15 protein-coding genes are annotated in these 15,497 nt (G+C 68.2%); 1 reads left to right on the top strand and 14 read right to left on the bottom strand.

The genetic code is table 11. The features are described from left to right. Positions 1-31: 31 nt before the first annotated feature. Positions 32-1,096 carry a DNA replication/repair protein RecF gene (gene recF / locus ACX0GZ_RS06175; protein WP_458814458.1) on the bottom strand — a complete coding sequence of 355 codons (1,065 nt, stop codon included), beginning with the start codon at positions 1,094-1,096 and terminating at the stop codon, positions 32-34. 107 nt (positions 1,097-1,203) lie between these two features. On the opposite strand from recF, the gene ACX0GZ_RS06170 reads away from it, so the two are divergent. Beyond that, entirely contained in the window at positions 1,204-1,554 is a 351-nt protein-coding gene (locus ACX0GZ_RS06170; protein ID WP_458814456.1) for a hypothetical protein, read from the top strand. A 3-nt stretch (positions 1,555-1,557) separates the two neighbouring features. Here the strand turns inward: ACX0GZ_RS06170 and gspN are convergent, their stop codons facing one another. The 13 genes from gspN to ACX0GZ_RS06105 form a co-directional block, all read right to left on the bottom strand. Then, positions 1,558-2,271 carry a type II secretion system protein N gene (gene gspN, locus ACX0GZ_RS06165; RefSeq protein ID WP_458814454.1) on the bottom strand — a complete coding sequence of 238 codons (714 nt, stop codon included), beginning with the start codon at positions 2,269-2,271 and terminating at the stop codon, positions 1,558-1,560. Beyond that, a complete protein-coding gene (gene gspM / locus ACX0GZ_RS06160) occupies positions 2,268-2,744 on the bottom strand; it encodes a type II secretion system protein GspM (protein ID WP_458814452.1) in 477 nt (158 codons plus the stop codon). Before gspM ends, gspN begins: the two co-directional genes overlap by 4 nt. Beyond that, positions 2,741-3,829: a type II secretion system protein GspL gene (gene gspL / locus ACX0GZ_RS06155; protein WP_458814450.1), complete on the bottom strand. Its 1,089-nt coding sequence runs from the start codon at positions 3,827-3,829 to the stop codon at positions 2,741-2,743. The genes gspM and gspL overlap by 4 nt, the downstream gene beginning before the upstream one ends. Continuing rightward, positions 3,826-4,782 (bottom strand): type II secretion system minor pseudopilin GspK, encoded by a 957-nt coding sequence (gspK, locus tag ACX0GZ_RS06150; protein ID WP_458814448.1) that lies wholly within the window; start codon positions 4,780-4,782, stop codon positions 3,826-3,828. The genes gspL and gspK overlap by 4 nt, the downstream gene beginning before the upstream one ends. After that, positions 4,779-5,363 carry a type II secretion system minor pseudopilin GspJ gene (gene gspJ, locus ACX0GZ_RS06145; RefSeq protein ID WP_458814446.1) on the bottom strand — a complete coding sequence of 195 codons (585 nt, stop codon included), beginning with the start codon at positions 5,361-5,363 and terminating at the stop codon, positions 4,779-4,781. Before gspJ ends, gspK begins: the two co-directional genes overlap by 4 nt. Before the next feature lie 56 nt (positions 5,364-5,419). Further along, positions 5,420-5,887, bottom strand: coding sequence for a type II secretion system minor pseudopilin GspI (gene gspI / locus ACX0GZ_RS06140; RefSeq protein ID WP_458814444.1), 468 nt, complete (start codon positions 5,885-5,887; stop codon positions 5,420-5,422). Further along, complete coding sequence (locus ACX0GZ_RS06135) at positions 5,874-6,368, bottom strand: GspH/FimT family pseudopilin (RefSeq protein ID WP_458814442.1); 495 nt, start codon at positions 6,366-6,368, stop codon at positions 5,874-5,876. The genes gspI and ACX0GZ_RS06135 overlap by 14 nt, the downstream gene beginning before the upstream one ends. 10 nt (positions 6,369-6,378) lie before the next feature. After that, positions 6,379-6,858: a type II secretion system major pseudopilin GspG gene (gspG, locus tag ACX0GZ_RS06130; RefSeq protein WP_458814440.1), complete on the bottom strand. Its 480-nt coding sequence runs from the start codon at positions 6,856-6,858 to the stop codon at positions 6,379-6,381. Positions 6,859-6,866: 8 nt separating this feature from the next. After that, a complete protein-coding gene (gene gspF / locus ACX0GZ_RS06125) occupies positions 6,867-8,105 on the bottom strand; it encodes a type II secretion system inner membrane protein GspF (protein ID WP_458814438.1) in 1,239 nt (412 codons plus the stop codon). Further along, positions 8,098-9,621, bottom strand: coding sequence for a type II secretion system ATPase GspE (gene gspE / locus ACX0GZ_RS06120; RefSeq protein WP_458815239.1), 1,524 nt, complete (start codon positions 9,619-9,621; stop codon positions 8,098-8,100). Before gspE ends, gspF begins: the two co-directional genes overlap by 8 nt. Positions 9,622-9,677: 56 nt before the next feature. Then, positions 9,678-11,789, bottom strand: a complete 2,112-nt coding sequence (gspD, locus tag ACX0GZ_RS06115) for a type II secretion system secretin GspD (RefSeq protein ID WP_458814436.1) — start codon at positions 11,787-11,789, stop codon at positions 9,678-9,680. Next, on the bottom strand, positions 11,786-12,586 hold the full coding sequence (locus ACX0GZ_RS06110) for a type II secretion system protein N (protein ID WP_458814434.1): 801 nt from the start codon (positions 12,584-12,586) through the stop codon (positions 11,786-11,788). The genes gspD and ACX0GZ_RS06110 overlap by 4 nt, the downstream gene beginning before the upstream one ends. A 152-nt stretch (positions 12,587-12,738) precedes the next feature. Further along, positions 12,739-15,432: a TonB-dependent receptor domain-containing protein gene (locus ACX0GZ_RS06105; RefSeq protein WP_458814432.1), complete on the bottom strand. Its 2,694-nt coding sequence runs from the start codon at positions 15,430-15,432 to the stop codon at positions 12,739-12,741. Positions 15,433-15,497: the final 65 nt, after the last annotated feature.

The following is a 15,497-nucleotide window of genomic DNA, read 5'->3' as shown; positions in this document are numbered from 1 at the left end:
ATTGGATTTTGTTTCGGAACGGCAACGCAAATCAGCGCGGGTCGATCCTTCCGCACGCAACTTCCAGCCGCAGCGCATCGCCTGGCACGCCGTCGAACAGCCGCGCTTCGGTGCCGGTCATCCACACCTGCCCCCGCCCCGCCAGCCGGTCGAACAGCGCGTGGCGACGCGCCGGGTCGAGATGGGCGGCGACCTCGTCCAGCAGCAGCACCGGCGGACGCCCGGTGCGATCGGCGACCAGTTCGGCATGGGCGAGCAGGATGCCGAGCAGCAGCGCCTTCTGCTCGCCGGTCGAGGCAAGCGCGGCGGGCTGGTCCTTTTCGTGGTGAGTGACCGCCAGGTCGATCCGGTGCGGACCCGCAAGCGTGCGCCCCGCCGCCGCATCGCGCACGCGACCGCTGGCGAGTTCTTGAAGCAATTGGTCGGACGATCCCGACCAGCCTCCAATCGCCAGCACGGCGCGCGGAAAGGCATCGCTCTCGACCCCGGCCAGCCGCTCGGACAGTGCCGAAACCGTCGCTCGCCTCTCGGCATCCAGTGCCGCGCCATGTTCGACCATCCGCGCCTCCAGCGCCGCCAGCCAGTCGGGATCGGCGACGCCCTCCCCCAGCAAGCGGTTGCGCTGTCGCATCGCCGCTTCGTAGCGCGCGGCATGGTGCGCATGGCCGGGGGCAAGCGCAAGCGTCAGCCGGTCGAGGAACCGCCGCCGCTCGCCTGCCGCCTCGACGAACAGCCGGTCCATCGCCGGGGTCAGCCACAGGATCGACACGCGCTCGGCCAGCGCCGTCGCCGGGGTCGCGACGCCGTCCACCCGCACCACCCGTCGATCGGGAGCCTCGCCCAGCGTTCCCGTGCCGATCACCACCCCGTCGGCCAGCGTCGCCGCGATCCCGAACCCGCCCCCGCCGCCCTGCCGCGCCATGTCGGACAGGCTTGCACGCCTCAGCCCCCGCCCCGGCGCCAGCAGCGACAGCGCCTCCAGCACATTGGTCTTGCCCGCGCCATTGTCGCCCGCCAGCACCACGAATCCCGGCGGCGCGGCGATCACGCTGTCGGCATGGTTGCGGAAATCGGTCAAAGACAGGCGCGCGATCATCGGTGCGGCTGCTGTAGGCCAGGCGTGCGACGAAGCGAAGCCCTGCGCGCGATGAACCTTCCCTGCGCTTGTGGGTTGCGCTAGCACGAATTCGAAGGAGAATTGCCTTGGCCCGTTTCGTTCCCCTTGCCGCGCTGGCGGCGTTCGGCCTGACGCTTGCCGCGTGCGCTGAGCCCACCCCGCAGCAACAGGAAGCCGATCGCATCAAGGATGCCGCCGAAGCGCAGGCCGACCAGATCGAAGCGGAAGCCAACAACCGCGCCGCCGCGCTCGAATCGCAAGCGGCGGAAATGGTCAATGCGAGCGGCGTCGGCGGAAGCTACGACGCGCAAATGGCCAAGGTGCGCAGCGACGCGCTGAAACAGGAAGCCGAGCTGGTGAAGGAAAAGGCCGAAGCGCAGGCGAAAGCCGTCCGCGATCAGGGCCAGGCGCAGGCGAGTGCGCTGCTCGCGCAATAACGCCTAACCCTCGCCGAGCGTCCATTCGCGCTCGATCGCCAGCGTATCGCCCGCAACGCGGAATCCGGCCGCGCCCAGCAACGGCACCAGCATCGCCGGCACGCGGCTCACCACTGCGCGCGCCTGGACGCGGCGGTCGCCGTGGACGCGCAGTTCCAGCCGTTCCGCGCCGCCCGCACTGGCCAGCGGCAGCAGCAGCGCGCCCGCATCGCAGCGGATGCGCGCGTCGAGCGGCGGGATCGCGCCCTCCGCCCAGGGCAAGGTCACGACCGCGCTGACATTGCCCCCCGCCTCGACGCACTGGCCGTCGACGAACTTGACGGCCACGCCGCTCAGCCGCAGCGCGCCGATGCGGACTGCGCCGAGCGCCGGAAACCCTTCGAGCAACGCCTGGTCGATGTCCGCCTCGACCGATCGGCGGGCGACCGTCACGCGACCGTTCAGCCCGGTCGGGTTGGAAAGGTTGACCTGCGCGCGACCCAGCAGCAGGGGCAGTGGCGACAGGCTGGCATCGACATCACCCAGCGCCGCGCCACCGAACTGCGCTTCGCTCAGGCTCGCATTCCACACGCTGCCGCGCACTTCGCGGGCGGTGAACCCGGCGCGATCGAGACCGATCAGGTCCATCGCCACGCGCATCGGAAACAGCGCGACCAGCGCGGCGAGCACCAGCAGCGCGAGCAGCCCCCAGCGCGGGATCGTCATCCGCCACCTCATGCCGGCCCTCCCGTCGGCACCAGCCGCATCGTCACCACCAGCGATCCGCCCGCCTCCGGCCGCGCGGCCAGCGTATCGACCGACAGTCCGCGCGCGCGCATCCGGTCGATCAGCGTGAACAGCGCCTGCGCACCGATCACCGGAATATCGACGCGCACCCCCCCGCCGTCCGGCTGGACCAGCGACGGCGTGATCGCGATGGCGTCGGCCTCGGCACGGACAACGTCGATCGGCGCGCCGCTCGGTGCCGATCGAGCAGGAAGCGCCCTCAACCGAGCCGCTTCCGCCTCGATCTGCGCGACCGCGACCAGCGTGTCGCCATGCCGCTTGCGGGCCTCGGCGCGAGCGTCGGACAGCGGACGCAACATGCCCAGCCAGACGATGACGACGATCGCCAGCGCCGCCATCACGATCAGCAGGCGTTGCTCGCGCAGGCTACGCGCCTTCCACCATAGCCGCACCGCGTCGCTCATCGGCTGATCCTCAATTCGGCGCGTTGGCCATCGACTGCGCTTTGCGGCGCGGCGTCGGGCACGACGAAGCCCTGCGCGCGCAGCGCGTTCACCACTTGCGCCAGCGCTTCGGGGCTTGGCGCGCGAACACTGGCGGTGAGGGCGCCGTCGCCGGTCCAGCCGATGCCCGTCAGCGCCGCATCGGGGATGTCGGCGAGCGCGCGCTGGGTGGCGGCGAGCATCGCCAGCAATTCGGCGCTGCCGTCGCCGCGCGCGACATTGGCGGCGCGCAATTGGGCCAGCGGCTCGCGAATCGTCTCACCGGGGAGCAGCGGCGTCGCCACCGCCACCGCGCGGACCTCAAGCGCATCGGTCGCCGCGTTCAGCTTGACGAGATCGACGAGGCCAGCGCCAACCCACAGCACTGCGGCCGCGCCTGCGAACAGGCCCACGCGTCGCAAGCGTTTCCAGTCGATCGTCATCCGCCTGCGAGGCGCGAACGGCCCCTGAGCCAGATCGACCGCCGCCATCTCGATTGCGCGATCGAGCGGAGGCACTGCGACCGGCTCGACATTGGCGTCGCCGACGATCAGCCGCGTCGCCGCATCGTCGACCATCGCGCATTCGCGCCCACGCAGCAGCTTCTCGCCCCCGATTTCCGCGGCTAGGAAGCCGTCATCGGGCGCAGGCAACAGCGCGCTGGCCGGGACGATGTGGCGCGGATCGAACCCCCTCGCGCGGCAGATTGCGATCCATTCGATCATCCGCGCGCTGGCCACGACCGCCGCCATCCGCGCGCCGTCCTCCGCCTTCGGCCCCAACGCGACGTGCAGCGTGTCGGCGGGCGCGGCGGCATTTTCCGCAGCGATCAACATGGCGGCGGCCCGCGCCTGAGCGGGCGCAAGGTCGGGCAATTCGATGCGGTAGAGCGGCGCATCGGCGGCGGGCACGATCGCCGCGACCTTGGGCGGCGGCTCCAGCGCCGCGACCGCATCGGCGACGTCGCTCCCCACGCCTTCGCCGATCAGCACGCCGTCGCGCCACAGCGACCAGGGCAGCGCTTCGCCGGGCGTGCCGGGGAACAGGACCAGCAGGCTCTCGCTCATGGCTCGAACCGGTTGCGCCGGACGACGCGCGCGGGCGCATCCTGGCCATCGATCAGAATCTGCTGGTTCAATTCGGCTCCGGCGAGTTGGACGGTGATCTGCAAGTCGAACCAGCGCGGGCGTACCTGAAGCTGGCTCCACGCGCCATCGGTCATCTCGACCCCGGCGAGCGCCGGAAGCTGGCGGACGACCTGAACCGTCTGAAACCCCTGTGCAGGCCGCGCGCTCAGGATCGACCGTGCGGTGGCGACGGTCAGGCCGCGCCGCCCGAGCATCGCGAACAACTCGGCCCGATCGGGCGACACGGTGTCGATGTTGATCGGGGACAACCCGCCCGTCGGCAACGCGCACATCCACGGCAGCAGCCGCGCGGCAATTTCGGGAGTCATGCCCGGAACGCCGACAATCTCGCTGGGATCGTCGATCAGGCGATTGGGCGGGAGCAGGCCGTTCGCTTCGCCCTCGCTGCCGCCGGCCATCGGCACCGCGTCGCTATCGATCCAGTCGGCGACCGCCGTCGCGATCTGCACGCCGCGCGCGCGCGGCACGCCCAGCAGCGCGGCGAGGTTGGCGAACTGCTCGATCCCTTCCGGGTTGGCGGTGGTCGTGCCGGTCGCCCGGTCCTCGATCACGACCGAATTGACGTTCAGGCAATTGCCGCCATCGCTGAGCCGCGCGACCGCAATCCCTTCGGGCACGCGAAAGCCCAGCGGGCGCGTCTGCCATTCGGGCGGCAATTGCCCGGCCTGCATCGCATCGCCGATCCGCACCCGCGCGATCGTCTCGACCGCCTGGGCATAGCCGTGCGCACGCGCCTGCACGCCCGCGTTCGCCGCCAGATGCGAGGCGACGACGATCCGGTCGAGCATCGCCGCCGACACCACCGCCATCAGGCCGATGATGAGCAGCACGCTGAGCAGCGCGACGCCCTGTTCGCGGGGAGGGGGCGTCACTGGCCCGGTCCCACGGGCAGGCGCATCGGCGCGACCCGTCCATCGGCAAAGGTCACCGCGATCTCGACCGCCTGCGGCAATTGCCGCGCATCGGTCGGGCGCCATGCGTCCTGCCAGTTGCCGTCGCTGCGATAGCGCAGCGCAACCGCGGCGACATTGTCGGCGAGCGTCACGGGTGCCCCTTCGGATCGGCTGTCCGCGCCGTCGGCGACCGCACGCGTCAGCCGCCCCTGGTCGAGCCGCCAGGTGACGCGCCGCACGGTCGGACGCGGGTCGGCGCTCTCTCCGCCGCCCACACCACCCCGCGTCAATGCGAAGATCCGCGTTCCCGCCTGTGGCTCGAAGGCGGGAAGGTCACCGCCGCTTCCGCGCACCGGCCGCATCAGCGCGGCGCCCATGTCCTGCATGGCCAGCGCGTGGATGCGCCGCAACCCCGCCGACTGGTCGAGCCGCTCGGCAACGACGCCCTGCGCGTCGACGCTGGAGACGAGCAGCGCCGTCCCCGCCGATGCCAGCAATCCGAAGATGACCAGTGCGACCATCATTTCGACCAGCGTGAAGCCGTGTTCGGCGGAACGCACAAGCGACGTGAAGCCGTGTTCCCGAGTGACGGGAGATGTGGGGCGCGCACGGTGGCTCACCGCACCGCCCCCAGCCGCACGACCGTCGTCCCGGCAAGCGTCCGTCCGTCCTGCACCACCGCCACATCCACCCGCAGCATCCGGGGATCGGCGGTGCGCGTCACCACCCGGCGCCATGCCCAGTCGACGCCCATGCTGCGCTCGACCCCGCCGCTTGCCCCCACCGCGGGCGGGGCCGCGTCGGTCAACGCATCGGTCGCGATGTTCTGCGCGACGATGCTCGCGACCAGTTGCCGGTCGATCGCGCCGGTGCTGGCGAGCGTGACGCCTTGCAGCTTGAGCAGGGCGAGGCCGGCGATCGAGAACAGCGCGAGCGCGACCAGCAGTTCGACAAGAGTAAAGCCATGCTCACCCCCCCCGTTCGTTTCGAGCGAAGTCGAGAAACGCCCACAAGCGCCTGGCTTGCGTTTCTCGACTTCGCTCGAAACGAACGGGTCCGGGATGCGCGTATCAGCGAACGACATCGACGCCCCCCGCTGCATCGACGCGCACGGTCACCCGCGCCTCGTCCGCGCGTAGCACCACATCGACCGGCGCATCGGGCAGCCCGCCGCTGTCGAACCCCAGCATCGCCCGGCTCGCGCCCAGCGTCACGCCACTCGGCAAGGTCGTCGCGCGCAGCCCCCGATCGGTCACCGTCACCCATTCGCCGCCGCTTCGCTGGGCGAAGCGGTAACCGTCGGCGACGAACTCGACCCGCGTCGATCGCCCATCAACGATCGCGCGGTCGCGCGCGCCCGCGATCCTGAGCGCCAGCCGCGCGGCCTCGTCCCCCGCCGCCGCGTCGGGTCCGCGTGCCGCGAGCATGACTACGCTTGCCGCCAGCCCGATCAGCACCAGCACGACCATCAGCTCGACCAGCGTGAATCCCTGTTGGGCGATCCCATGCGTCGCCGCGCCCTCATCCTTCGACAGGCTTAGGGTAAGCGCGGGTGGGTTCGACATCTCCACAACATCACTGGGCGAGACGGATATCGGCATTCTCGCCTTCGCCGCCGGGCTGGCCATCGGCCCCCAGCGAATACACGTCCACCCCGCCATTCGGCCCCGGATTGGCGTATTGATAGGGCCGACCCCAGGGATCGTCGGGCAGGCGACGGATCGTGCCGCTTTGCCCCGCCAGCACCGCCAGCCCTTGTGCGCTGGTCGGATAGGTCATGTTCGACACGCGGTACATCTCCAGCGCCTGGCCGATGGTCGCGATATCGGCCTCCGCTTTCTTGCGCATCGCCAGATCCTGACTGGGCATCACGTTGATGACGACGAGCGTGGTCAGCAGGCCGAGGATGACGATGACCACCATCAGTTCGACCAGCGTGAAGCCAGCTTCGGCTTCTTTCTCATCATGGCTGCTCAGGCTGGCATCTCTATCGTCGGGAGCGTCGGCCTGAGATTCCAGCTTCCGCTGGAATGACGGTTGGGGGCGGGGGGACATGACACACCTCATACGCTTGCAAGATTCTGGAGTTCGAGGATGGGCAGCAGGATGGCGAGCACGATGACCGCGACCACGCCGCCCATCAGGACGATGATGCCGGGTTCGACCAGCGACATCAGCGCCGAGGTGACGGCGTCGAATTCGCGCTCCAGCGTCGCGGCGGCGCGTTCCAGCATCTGGTCGAGCCGCCCGGCGCTTTCGCCGCTGGCGACGAGATAGACGAGCAGCGGGGGAAAGATCGCCGCCCGGCGCATCGCCGCCGACAGGCTGCCGCCGCCGCGCACTTCGGCGACGATTGCTTCGGTCGCGGCGCGCAGCGCATGGTTGCGGATGGTGGGGACGGTCAGCGCCAGTCCTTCGAGGATCGGCAGGCGGCTGGCGACCATCGTCGCCAGCGTCCGCGCCATCCGCGCGGCGTGCAGATCGCGGATCAACCGCCCCAGAAACGGCAGCCGCAGCAACCAGCCATCGAACCGCAACCGAAACGCAGGCTGAGCCAGCGCCCGCGCAAAACCGAGCAGGCCGAGCGCCAGCGCGATGCCGATCGCCCACCACCAGCTTGCCAGAACGTCCGACAGACCGATGACAATGCGGGTGACCAGCGGCAATTGCTGGCCGACATCGTCGAACTGCGACACGACCTTGGGCACCACCAGGATCATCAGCGCGGCGACCACCCCCAGCGCGACGATCGCCAGAATCACCGGATAGGCAAGCGTGCCGGTCAGCTTGCCGCGCAATTCGGCCTGACGCTCCTCCAGTGCGGCCATGCGTTCGAGGATTTCGGGCAGCGCGCCGCTCGCCTCGCCACCCGCGACCATCGCGCGGTAGAGCGGCGAGAAGCTCTTTCCCTCGCGCGACAGGGCGCTCGCCAGCCGCGCGCCTTCGACCACGCCCGCATGGACGCGGGTGACCACCGCGGCGGCGCGCGCGCTTTCGGTCTGGCGGGCGATGGTGCGCAGCGCTTCCTCAAGCGGGCTGACCGACACCAAGGTCGCGAGCTGGCGCGTGAACACCGTGCGTTCGCGCTGCGACAGCTTTTCGCGGCGCAGGCGAAGCTGCGACAGCAACGACGCGCCCGATTCGCGCGGCGGCTCCGCCACGCCCGCGCCTTGCGCGACCGATACGACATAGAGCCGCTTGCGCATCAGCGCCGCGCGCGCCGCCGCATCGTCCGCCGCCGATACCGATCCGCGCTTCTCGCGGCCCGCGGCATCGATCGCGAGATAGCGATATTCAGCCATCCTCGCCGCTCCGCCGCGTGATGCGGATCGCTTCCTCGGCGGTGGTCAGGCCCGCTCGCGCCATCCGCCGCGCCGCGCCGCCCAGGGTCGGCGAGTTGACGAAGGCGTGCCGCGCAATGATCGCCTCGTCCCCGCCATCGTTGATCAGGCGCCGGATCGTGTCGTCGACCTTGACCGCTTCATATACGCCGATGCGCCCCTGATAACCGGTGCCGTTGCACGCCGGGCAGCCATCGGGTTCGTAAACCACGGTGCCGGGCTCGAACCCCATCAGCGACGCGACCAGCGCCGATGCCTGAACCGGACGCCGGCACTCCTGGCACAACTTGCGCACCAGCCGCTGCGCGATCACCGCGCGCAGCGTCGAGGCGAGCAGGAACGGCTCCACCTTCATGTCGCGCAACCGGGTGATCGCCCCGACCGCGTCGTTGGTATGGACGGTCGTCAGCACCAGATGCCCGGTCAGCGACGCCTGAACCGCGATGTCGGCGGTTTCGCGGTCGCGCACTTCGCCGACCAGCACGATATCGGGGTCCTGACGCAGGATCGCGCGCAGCCCGTTGGCAAAGCTCAGCCCGACCTTGGCGTTGACCTGGGTCTGGCCGACGCCGTCGATGGCATATTCGACCGGGTCTTCGACGGTCAGGATGTTGCGCTTGCCGTCGTTCAGCTGGCGCAGCGCGGCATAGAGCGTGGTGGTCTTGCCCGATCCTGTCGGGCCGGTGACCAGCACCACGCCATTGGGTTCGGCCAACGCTTCGTTGAAGACGGCGAGCGTGTGATCGTCCATCCCCAGCACATCGAGGTCGATGCCGGCATTTTCGCGGTCGAGGATACGCAGCACCACGCGCTCGCCCGCGCGGGCGGGCAGAGTGGAGACGCGCACGTCGAACAATTTGCCGCCCAGCGACAGGCTGATCCGCCCGTCCTGAGGGATTCGCCGCTCGGCAATGTCCAGCCGCGCCATCACCTTGATCCGGTTGACCAGCACCGGGGCGACATGCGCGGGCATCCGCAGCGTTTCGCGTAGCACGCCGTCCAGGCGGAACCGCACGATCAGGCCAGTCTCGTACGGCTCGATATGGATGTCCGACACCTGCTGGCGCGCGGCGTCGGCGATGATGCCGTTGACCAGCCGGATCGCGGGCGCATCGTCGGCCGACGCGAGCAGATCGTCGGCGGTGGGCAGGTCGCTCGCGAGCAGATCGAGTTCGCTGTCGATGGCGAGCGCGCCCGCCACTTCCGCCGCCGCGCCGCCGTCGCGCGAGTAACGGTCGGACAGCAACTGGTCGAAGGCGGGCGGCTCGACGATCGCGACATCGAAGGGACGGCCCAGCACCCGGCGGACTTCGAGCAGCGCGCGCGGATCGGCGCCCTCGCGAAGCGCGACCGACACCCGGCCATCGGCGGCATCGACCAGCACCGTGCCGAACGTGCGTGCAAAATTATAGGGGATGGCGACCAGCAACAGCGGCTCGTTCGCCGCCGCGTCCGCAGGAACTGGCTCCGCTGCCATCGACACCGGCAGCGGCAGTGGCTCGACCGCCTCGCCCAACTCGCCCCCCGGCCCGGTCATGGCTGCACCGGCACGGGTTGCACCACCTGATCCCCCGGTAGCGGCGCGACCGCAGGCGGCACCGTCCCCAGATAATCGCGCACCAGTTCGTCGAGCGTCGGTTCGCGGTCGGGTCGATCGATCAGCTGCTCGCGCCGGGCATAGCCATAGCGTTGCTCGGCGATCGCCCGCGCTTCGGCCGCCGACCGCACGATGGTCGGGCGGATGAACACCATCAGGTTCGTCTTGTTGCGGCTGCGCGAGCGCGATTTGAACAGCTCGCCGATGACGGGGATGTCGCCCAGCAGCGGGATCTTCTCGATCGTGCGGCGCTCATTGTCATCGAGCAGCCCGCCCAGCGCGACGATCTCTCCGTCATCGACGGTGATCGTCGTCTGGATTTCGCGCTTGTTGAGGATCAGGTCGGCGGAATTGTTCGACACGGGCCCCGCGATCGAGCTGACTTCCTGGCGCAGGAACAATTTGATCGCGCCGCCCGAATTAATCTGCGGCGTGACCTCCAGCTGGATGCCGACATTCTGGCGCTGGATGGTGCGAAAAGCATTGTCGAAATTGTTGCTGAGCGCCTCGCCGGTCGAAATCGGGATTTCCTGCCCGACCAGGATTTTCGCTTCCTGATTGTCGAGCGTGTAGAGCCACGGCGTCGACAAAATGTTCGATTTGCTGTCGGACTGCACGGCATTGACGATCGCGCCTAGGATGCCGTCGCGCCCCAGATTGGTGGCGATCCCGCCCAGCCCGCCGGTGGTCGCCAGCAAGGAAGCAGCCGCGGCCTGCTGCAGCGTGTTCGACAGTTCCGAACCCGTGGAGGTCGTCACCGTCTGCCCGTTGATGATCGTCGTGGTCTGGTCGATCTCGCGCGCGGCGACCGCGCCCGCGATCGCGGTCAGGTTGGGGCCGCTGTTCGAATAATTGGTGATGCCGAACGGAATGCCGCTGCCCGGACGCCCGGCGAGCAGGAACTGCACGCCCAGATTCTTGGCGGCCAGGTCGGAGATTTCGACGATGATCGCCTCGACCAGCACCTGTTCGCGGCGTACATCCAACTGGCGGACGACTTCGCCCAATATCTTCTGCGCCTGCGCCGACCCGGCGATGATGATCGCGTTCGCGCCCTCGAACCGGGTGACCACCACCGGCCCGCGCCCGATCGCCGATTGCATGGCGGCATTGCCCTGACTGGGCGCGCTCGGCGCAGGGGGCGAAGCGGCAGCGGCGCTTGCGCCATTTTCGCCTGCGGGCCGGTTGGCGGCGAGCGTATCGACCGCCGCCGCAGCGGGCTGGCCGACCAGTGTCTGCAACACCGGCAGCAACTGCCCGGCATCGGCATGTTCGAGGAAGACGACGCGCACTTCCGCGCCGCTTTCGGCGCGGCGGTCGAGGTCGCGCGCCATCTCCGCCAATCGCGACACCAACGCCTTGTCGCCGCGCAGCGCGATCGAATTGCTGCTGTCGATGGGGACGATCGACGCGGTGCCGCGCCCGCCTTCGCCGGACCCAACCAGGCTTGTCAGCGAGGTCGCAATTTCGCGCGCACCCGCATTCTGCAACGGGATCAGCACGGTGGACGAACTGTCGGTATCGATCTGGCCCAAAAGCGTGCGGATGCGGCGGATGTTGTCGACGAAATCGGCGACGACGATCGAATTGGCCCCGCGATTGGCGGTGATCGACCCTTCGCGCGACACCAAGGGCCGCAGCGTCTCCAGCGCCGATGCCGAATCGATCGATCGCAGGCGGAACACCTCGGTCACGAACTGGTTCTGCGCCGCGCCCCGGCTGCCCACTCGGCTCGGCTGGGTCGCCGCTCCATCGGCAGGCTGGATGCGATACGCGCCACCGGTGGTCGGAATCGCGACCAGGCCGTTGGCGCGAAGCGTCGAGAGAAACACTTCGAAATATTCGGATCGCGACAGCGGCCGGTCGGTCACCACCGACACCTTGCCCTGCACCCGCTGATCGATGACGAAGGTGCGGCCCGTCTGGCGAGCGGCGTCCTGAATGAAGGCGCGGATATCGGCATCGCGGACGTTCATTGTCAGCTGCGCCGCAGCGGGCGTTGAGAACGCCAACGCAGCGGCGGCGAGAAGCAAACCGGCGCGCTTCATCGCGCCACCTGCATCCGCACGGTCTGGACCTGTCCGGCGCGTTCGACGGTGAAGATGGCGGCACCGTCGGCGCGCGGAGTCGCCGCGCGCTCCAGCAATTCCTCGATCGACGTCACGGCCTCTCCATTCACGCGGGTCACGATATCGCCGGGCTCGAAGCCAGCGGCGCTGAGTTGGTCAGGGTCTGCGGCGGACAGCACCAGCCCGGTGGTCTGTCCGTTCTGAACACGCGGCGTCGCGCGCACCGATGCGGCGAGCGCGTCGAGGGTCATGCCGCCAGCCGCTGGTGCGGGTGCGCCGCCTTCCGGCGCTGCCGTCTCGGCAGGCGTCGATTGATCGACATAAAGCAACTCCTCGACCCCGCCGCGGGTCAGCACGACATGGTCGAACGCCACCGCTTTCAGGACGACGCCGGCCATCACCTCGTCGCCGACGGCAAAGCTCGATTGCAGGCTTTCCACCTCGATGATCGCGGAGCCACGCCCCGACGCGGTGTTCAGGCTGATGCCGAACAGCTTGAGCGGCAGCGCCGTCACCACATTGGTCGCGCCCGCTGCGGTTCCGCGATTGAACGGATCGAACCGCGCCAGCACCGCCATGTCGGCGGCGGGATCGAAGCCGCGTGCGCCCGCGACCTTCCAGTCGCCATAGGCGCCGACGGGGGTCAGGATCGTCCAGATCAGATAAGCGCCCGACTTCGCTGCCAGCGCCATCGCGCCCAGCTCGATGCTTCCGTAAATGCGTGGGACCGGCAGCGTGCGCAACCGCGCCACCAGCCCGTCCATGTCCCGAACCATGAAACCCCGCCCCTGTTGCGATGCGAACGCTCTAGGGCGATTCGGCGACCGGACGGTGACGGCTGGATGACGGGTTTGTTACGCTTACAGCCGCAAAATGCGCCGCGCCCGACCCCGCTACGTTCGGGGTCGGACACAGCAGGCGGGGGGGGTTAGAATTTTACCGAAGCGCCGACCGAGAAGCGCGTGCCAACATCATAGGTGTTGACGTCGATCCGCGAATCGCCCGCATCCTGAAACTCCTCGTATTTCTGACCCGTAAGGTTGCGCGCCTCGAACTTCAGTTCGATCTCGCTGCCCATCAGCTGCACGCCCTGACGCGCCACGAAGTCGAGCCGCAGGCCGGGCCGCTCGACGATGTCGGGCTGCTGGGGCGTGCCCGCCGGACCACGATTGGTCACGCGATCGCTGGCGTAATTCAGAATCAGCGTCTGCTGCGACAGCCGCTCGGTATCCTCCAGCCCGATCTGGACATTGGCGATGTGCTCCGACTGGCCGGTCAGCGGCGCGCCCGAGCGGAAGAAGTCCGCGGCCGGCAGCACGCCGCCGGTCGAGAAGATCACCGTGTCGTCCGCACCGACCTTAATCTCCGACTTGGAATAGGTGTAATTGCCGATGAGGACCAGGCGGCGCGGCAGGAAGAACCCGCCGAGCGTGTCGAGCGGCACATATTTCTGCACCTCGACCTCGGCACCGTAAAGGTCCGCCGACGGCGCGTTGGCGAAGCTGGTCTGGAGCGTGCCGGTCGAGCGGAAAGCGAAACTCTCGATCGGATTCTCGATCCGCTTGTAGAAGCCGGCCAGTGTGAAACGCTGGTCGCGCCCGAAAAACCATTCATAGCGCAATTCGGCATTATAGAGTTCGCTGTCGATCAGGAACGGGTTGCCGAAGAACTGGCGATCCGAATCGGTATCCTGATACAGCTGGAACGCCAGTTCGCGGAATTGCGGGCGCGCGATCGTCTTCGACGCATTGGCGCGCAACTGCATGTCGTCGGCGAAGTTCCAGGTGACCGTGGCGGCGGGCAGCCAGTAGCTGTTCTCGATCACCGTCGAACCGACGCCGCCCGCGCCGCTGCCGAACAGGTCGACCGGCGTCACGAACTGGCGGCCATCCTCGTAACGGACCCCGAAATTGGCCGACAGGCCGGGGACGAATTCGACGTTCGCCTGGACATAGCCCGCATGGGTGCGCAATCCCGCCTCATAAGCGGCGGCCCCGGTCTGACCCGAGGTTTCGGTGATGCCTATGCCATAGGTATAGATGTTGAAATCGCTCAGCAGGAAATCGGGGCGCTGCTGGGCGACGGCGAAGGGCAGTTCGCCATCGGGCTGGAACCGGAATTCGCGACGGAACGCATCGCGCGTCGTGTCCGAATAGGCATAGCCCGCGGTGATCGACGCGCTGAGCGTCGTCGGCAACCGCCATGTGACGTCCGCACCGCCCGACCAGATCGTCTCGTCCAGTTCGCTGAAGGTGATGCGCGCATTCTGTCCGGCCGAGCGCAGGTTGTTGACGTAATCGTTGATCGACGGATCGAAGATATAGCTGAACGAGCGCTCATAGGGTGCATCGCGTTTCGACCGGCCATTGGCACCGCGCAGGTCGATGCTGATATCGCCGAATTCGAACTCGCCGACGACCTGGGTGTTGCGCAACTCGCGTTCGTACCAGGCGGTGTTCTGGGTCAGCACGGGAATGTTGGCGCCGATGCCTTCGCGGTCGAACCCGGTGGCGAGCCGCGCCTGTTTCAGCGTGTCGTGGATGTAAAGGTTGGTGATGCGGATCTGGTGCTCGCCAAACTCGGCACCCGCCCCCAGCAGACCGTTGACGACGATCCGGTTGTCGGTCCGCACCGACTGGAAATCGACGGTCGGGCTCAACACGCCATCGGCGAAACCGCCCGACAATTGCTGGATCGCGTCGCGCGTCTGCCAGCTGTTCGAATACCCCCCGGCCGCGATCGCGCCGACACGGATGTCGCCGAAATAGGTCGATGACCCGAACGCGAAATCGGCAGCGAAATTGGGCGGGATGAACTTGTTGCGCTGAACGACCGAGGTCGCCGAATTGGTGAAGCTGGCGGCGATATCCTGAATCTCGCGCGTCGTGAAATTCGGCCCCGCCGTGATGAGGTTGCCCGACCGGAACGCATCGCCGAACGCGCCGGTGATCGAGCGCGCGCCATCGTCATAGCCGAGAATATCGGTGTCCGACCCGAAATAGGTATAGCCGACATTGTCGGTGGTGAACGTGTCGCCGGAAATGCTGCCGCCGATGGTGAGGAAGGTTTCCTCGGGGATCGCAGTCGTCGTCAGGTTGATGACCCCGCCGCCGAATTCGCCGGGATAGCCCGGCGAATAGCTTTTCTGGACCAGCACCGACGACACCAGGCTGGTCGGGAACAGGTCGAGGGGGATGACGCGCTTGAGCGGTTCGGGCGAGGGCAGCGGCGAGCCGTTGAGCAGCGCGAGCGAATAGCGGTCGCCCAGCCCGCGGACATAGACGAAACCGTTGCCGACGACCGACAGACCGGTCACCCGCTCCAGCGATCCGGCAATGTCCCCGTCGCCCGTGCGGGCGATGTCTTCGGAGGACAAGAGCGAGACGATCTGCGGCGTCGATCGCACGACGTCGGGTACGAAGCGCCCGGTGACGGTGATCTCGGTGCCTTCGCCGCCCACCACCGATACTTCGGGGGCCCCACTGCCCTGAGCGGGCTCTTCGGCGTCCTGTGCATCGACCGGAGTCGATCCGACCGGCGGTGTGGTTTGCGCCAATGCGGCGGGCGCGACCAGCGCGGTGCCGACGAGCAGCGCGCCGACGAACGCGAGCGGCTTTTTCATGTCTAAAGAACCCCCGAAAAACTGATCTGTCATGATCGGACGAAGGGGCGGCGGCGCTGATCCGC

The sequence above is a fragment of the Sphingomonas aestuarii genome (assembly GCF_054457155.1).
Note: the sequence above shows the minus strand (reverse complement) of the source record. Positions and strands in the feature narration are given on the sequence as shown.

Excerpts from the sequence above, each read along its gene's own strand:
- gspG (WP_458814440.1), bottom strand. The coding sequence starts at position 6,858 with ATGTCCCCCCGCCCCCAACCGTCATTCCAGCGGAAGCTGGAATCTCAG.
- gspN (WP_458814454.1), bottom strand. The coding sequence starts at position 2,271 with ATGAGGTGGCGGATGACGATCCCGCGCTGGGGGCTGCTCGCGCTGCTG.
- ACX0GZ_RS06135 (WP_458814442.1), bottom strand. The coding sequence starts at position 6,368 with ATGTCGAACCCACCCGCGCTTACCCTAAGCCTGTCGAAGGATGAGGGC.
- gspL (WP_458814450.1), bottom strand. The coding sequence starts at position 3,829 with ATGAGCGAGAGCCTGCTGGTCCTGTTCCCCGGCACGCCCGGCGAAGCG.
- gspD (WP_458814436.1), bottom strand. The coding sequence starts at position 11,789 with ATGAAGCGCGCCGGTTTGCTTCTCGCCGCCGCTGCGTTGGCGTTCTCA.
- gspM (WP_458814452.1), bottom strand. The coding sequence starts at position 2,744 with ATGAGCGACGCGGTGCGGCTATGGTGGAAGGCGCGTAGCCTGCGCGAG.
- recF (WP_458814458.1), bottom strand. The coding sequence starts at position 1,096 with ATGATCGCGCGCCTGTCTTTGACCGATTTCCGCAACCATGCCGACAGC.
- gspI (WP_458814444.1), bottom strand. The coding sequence starts at position 5,887 with ATGTCGTTCGCTGATACGCGCATCCCGGACCCGTTCGTTTCGAGCGAA.
- ACX0GZ_RS06110 (WP_458814434.1), bottom strand. The coding sequence starts at position 12,586 with ATGGTTCGGGACATGGACGGGCTGGTGGCGCGGTTGCGCACGCTGCCG.
- gspF (WP_458814438.1), bottom strand. The coding sequence starts at position 8,105 with ATGGCTGAATATCGCTATCTCGCGATCGATGCCGCGGGCCGCGAGAAG.
- ACX0GZ_RS06105 (WP_458814432.1), bottom strand. The coding sequence starts at position 15,432 with ATGAAAAAGCCGCTCGCGTTCGTCGGCGCGCTGCTCGTCGGCACCGCG.
- gspE (WP_458815239.1), bottom strand. The coding sequence starts at position 9,621 with ATGGCAGCGGAGCCAGTTCCTGCGGACGCGGCGGCGAACGAGCCGCTG.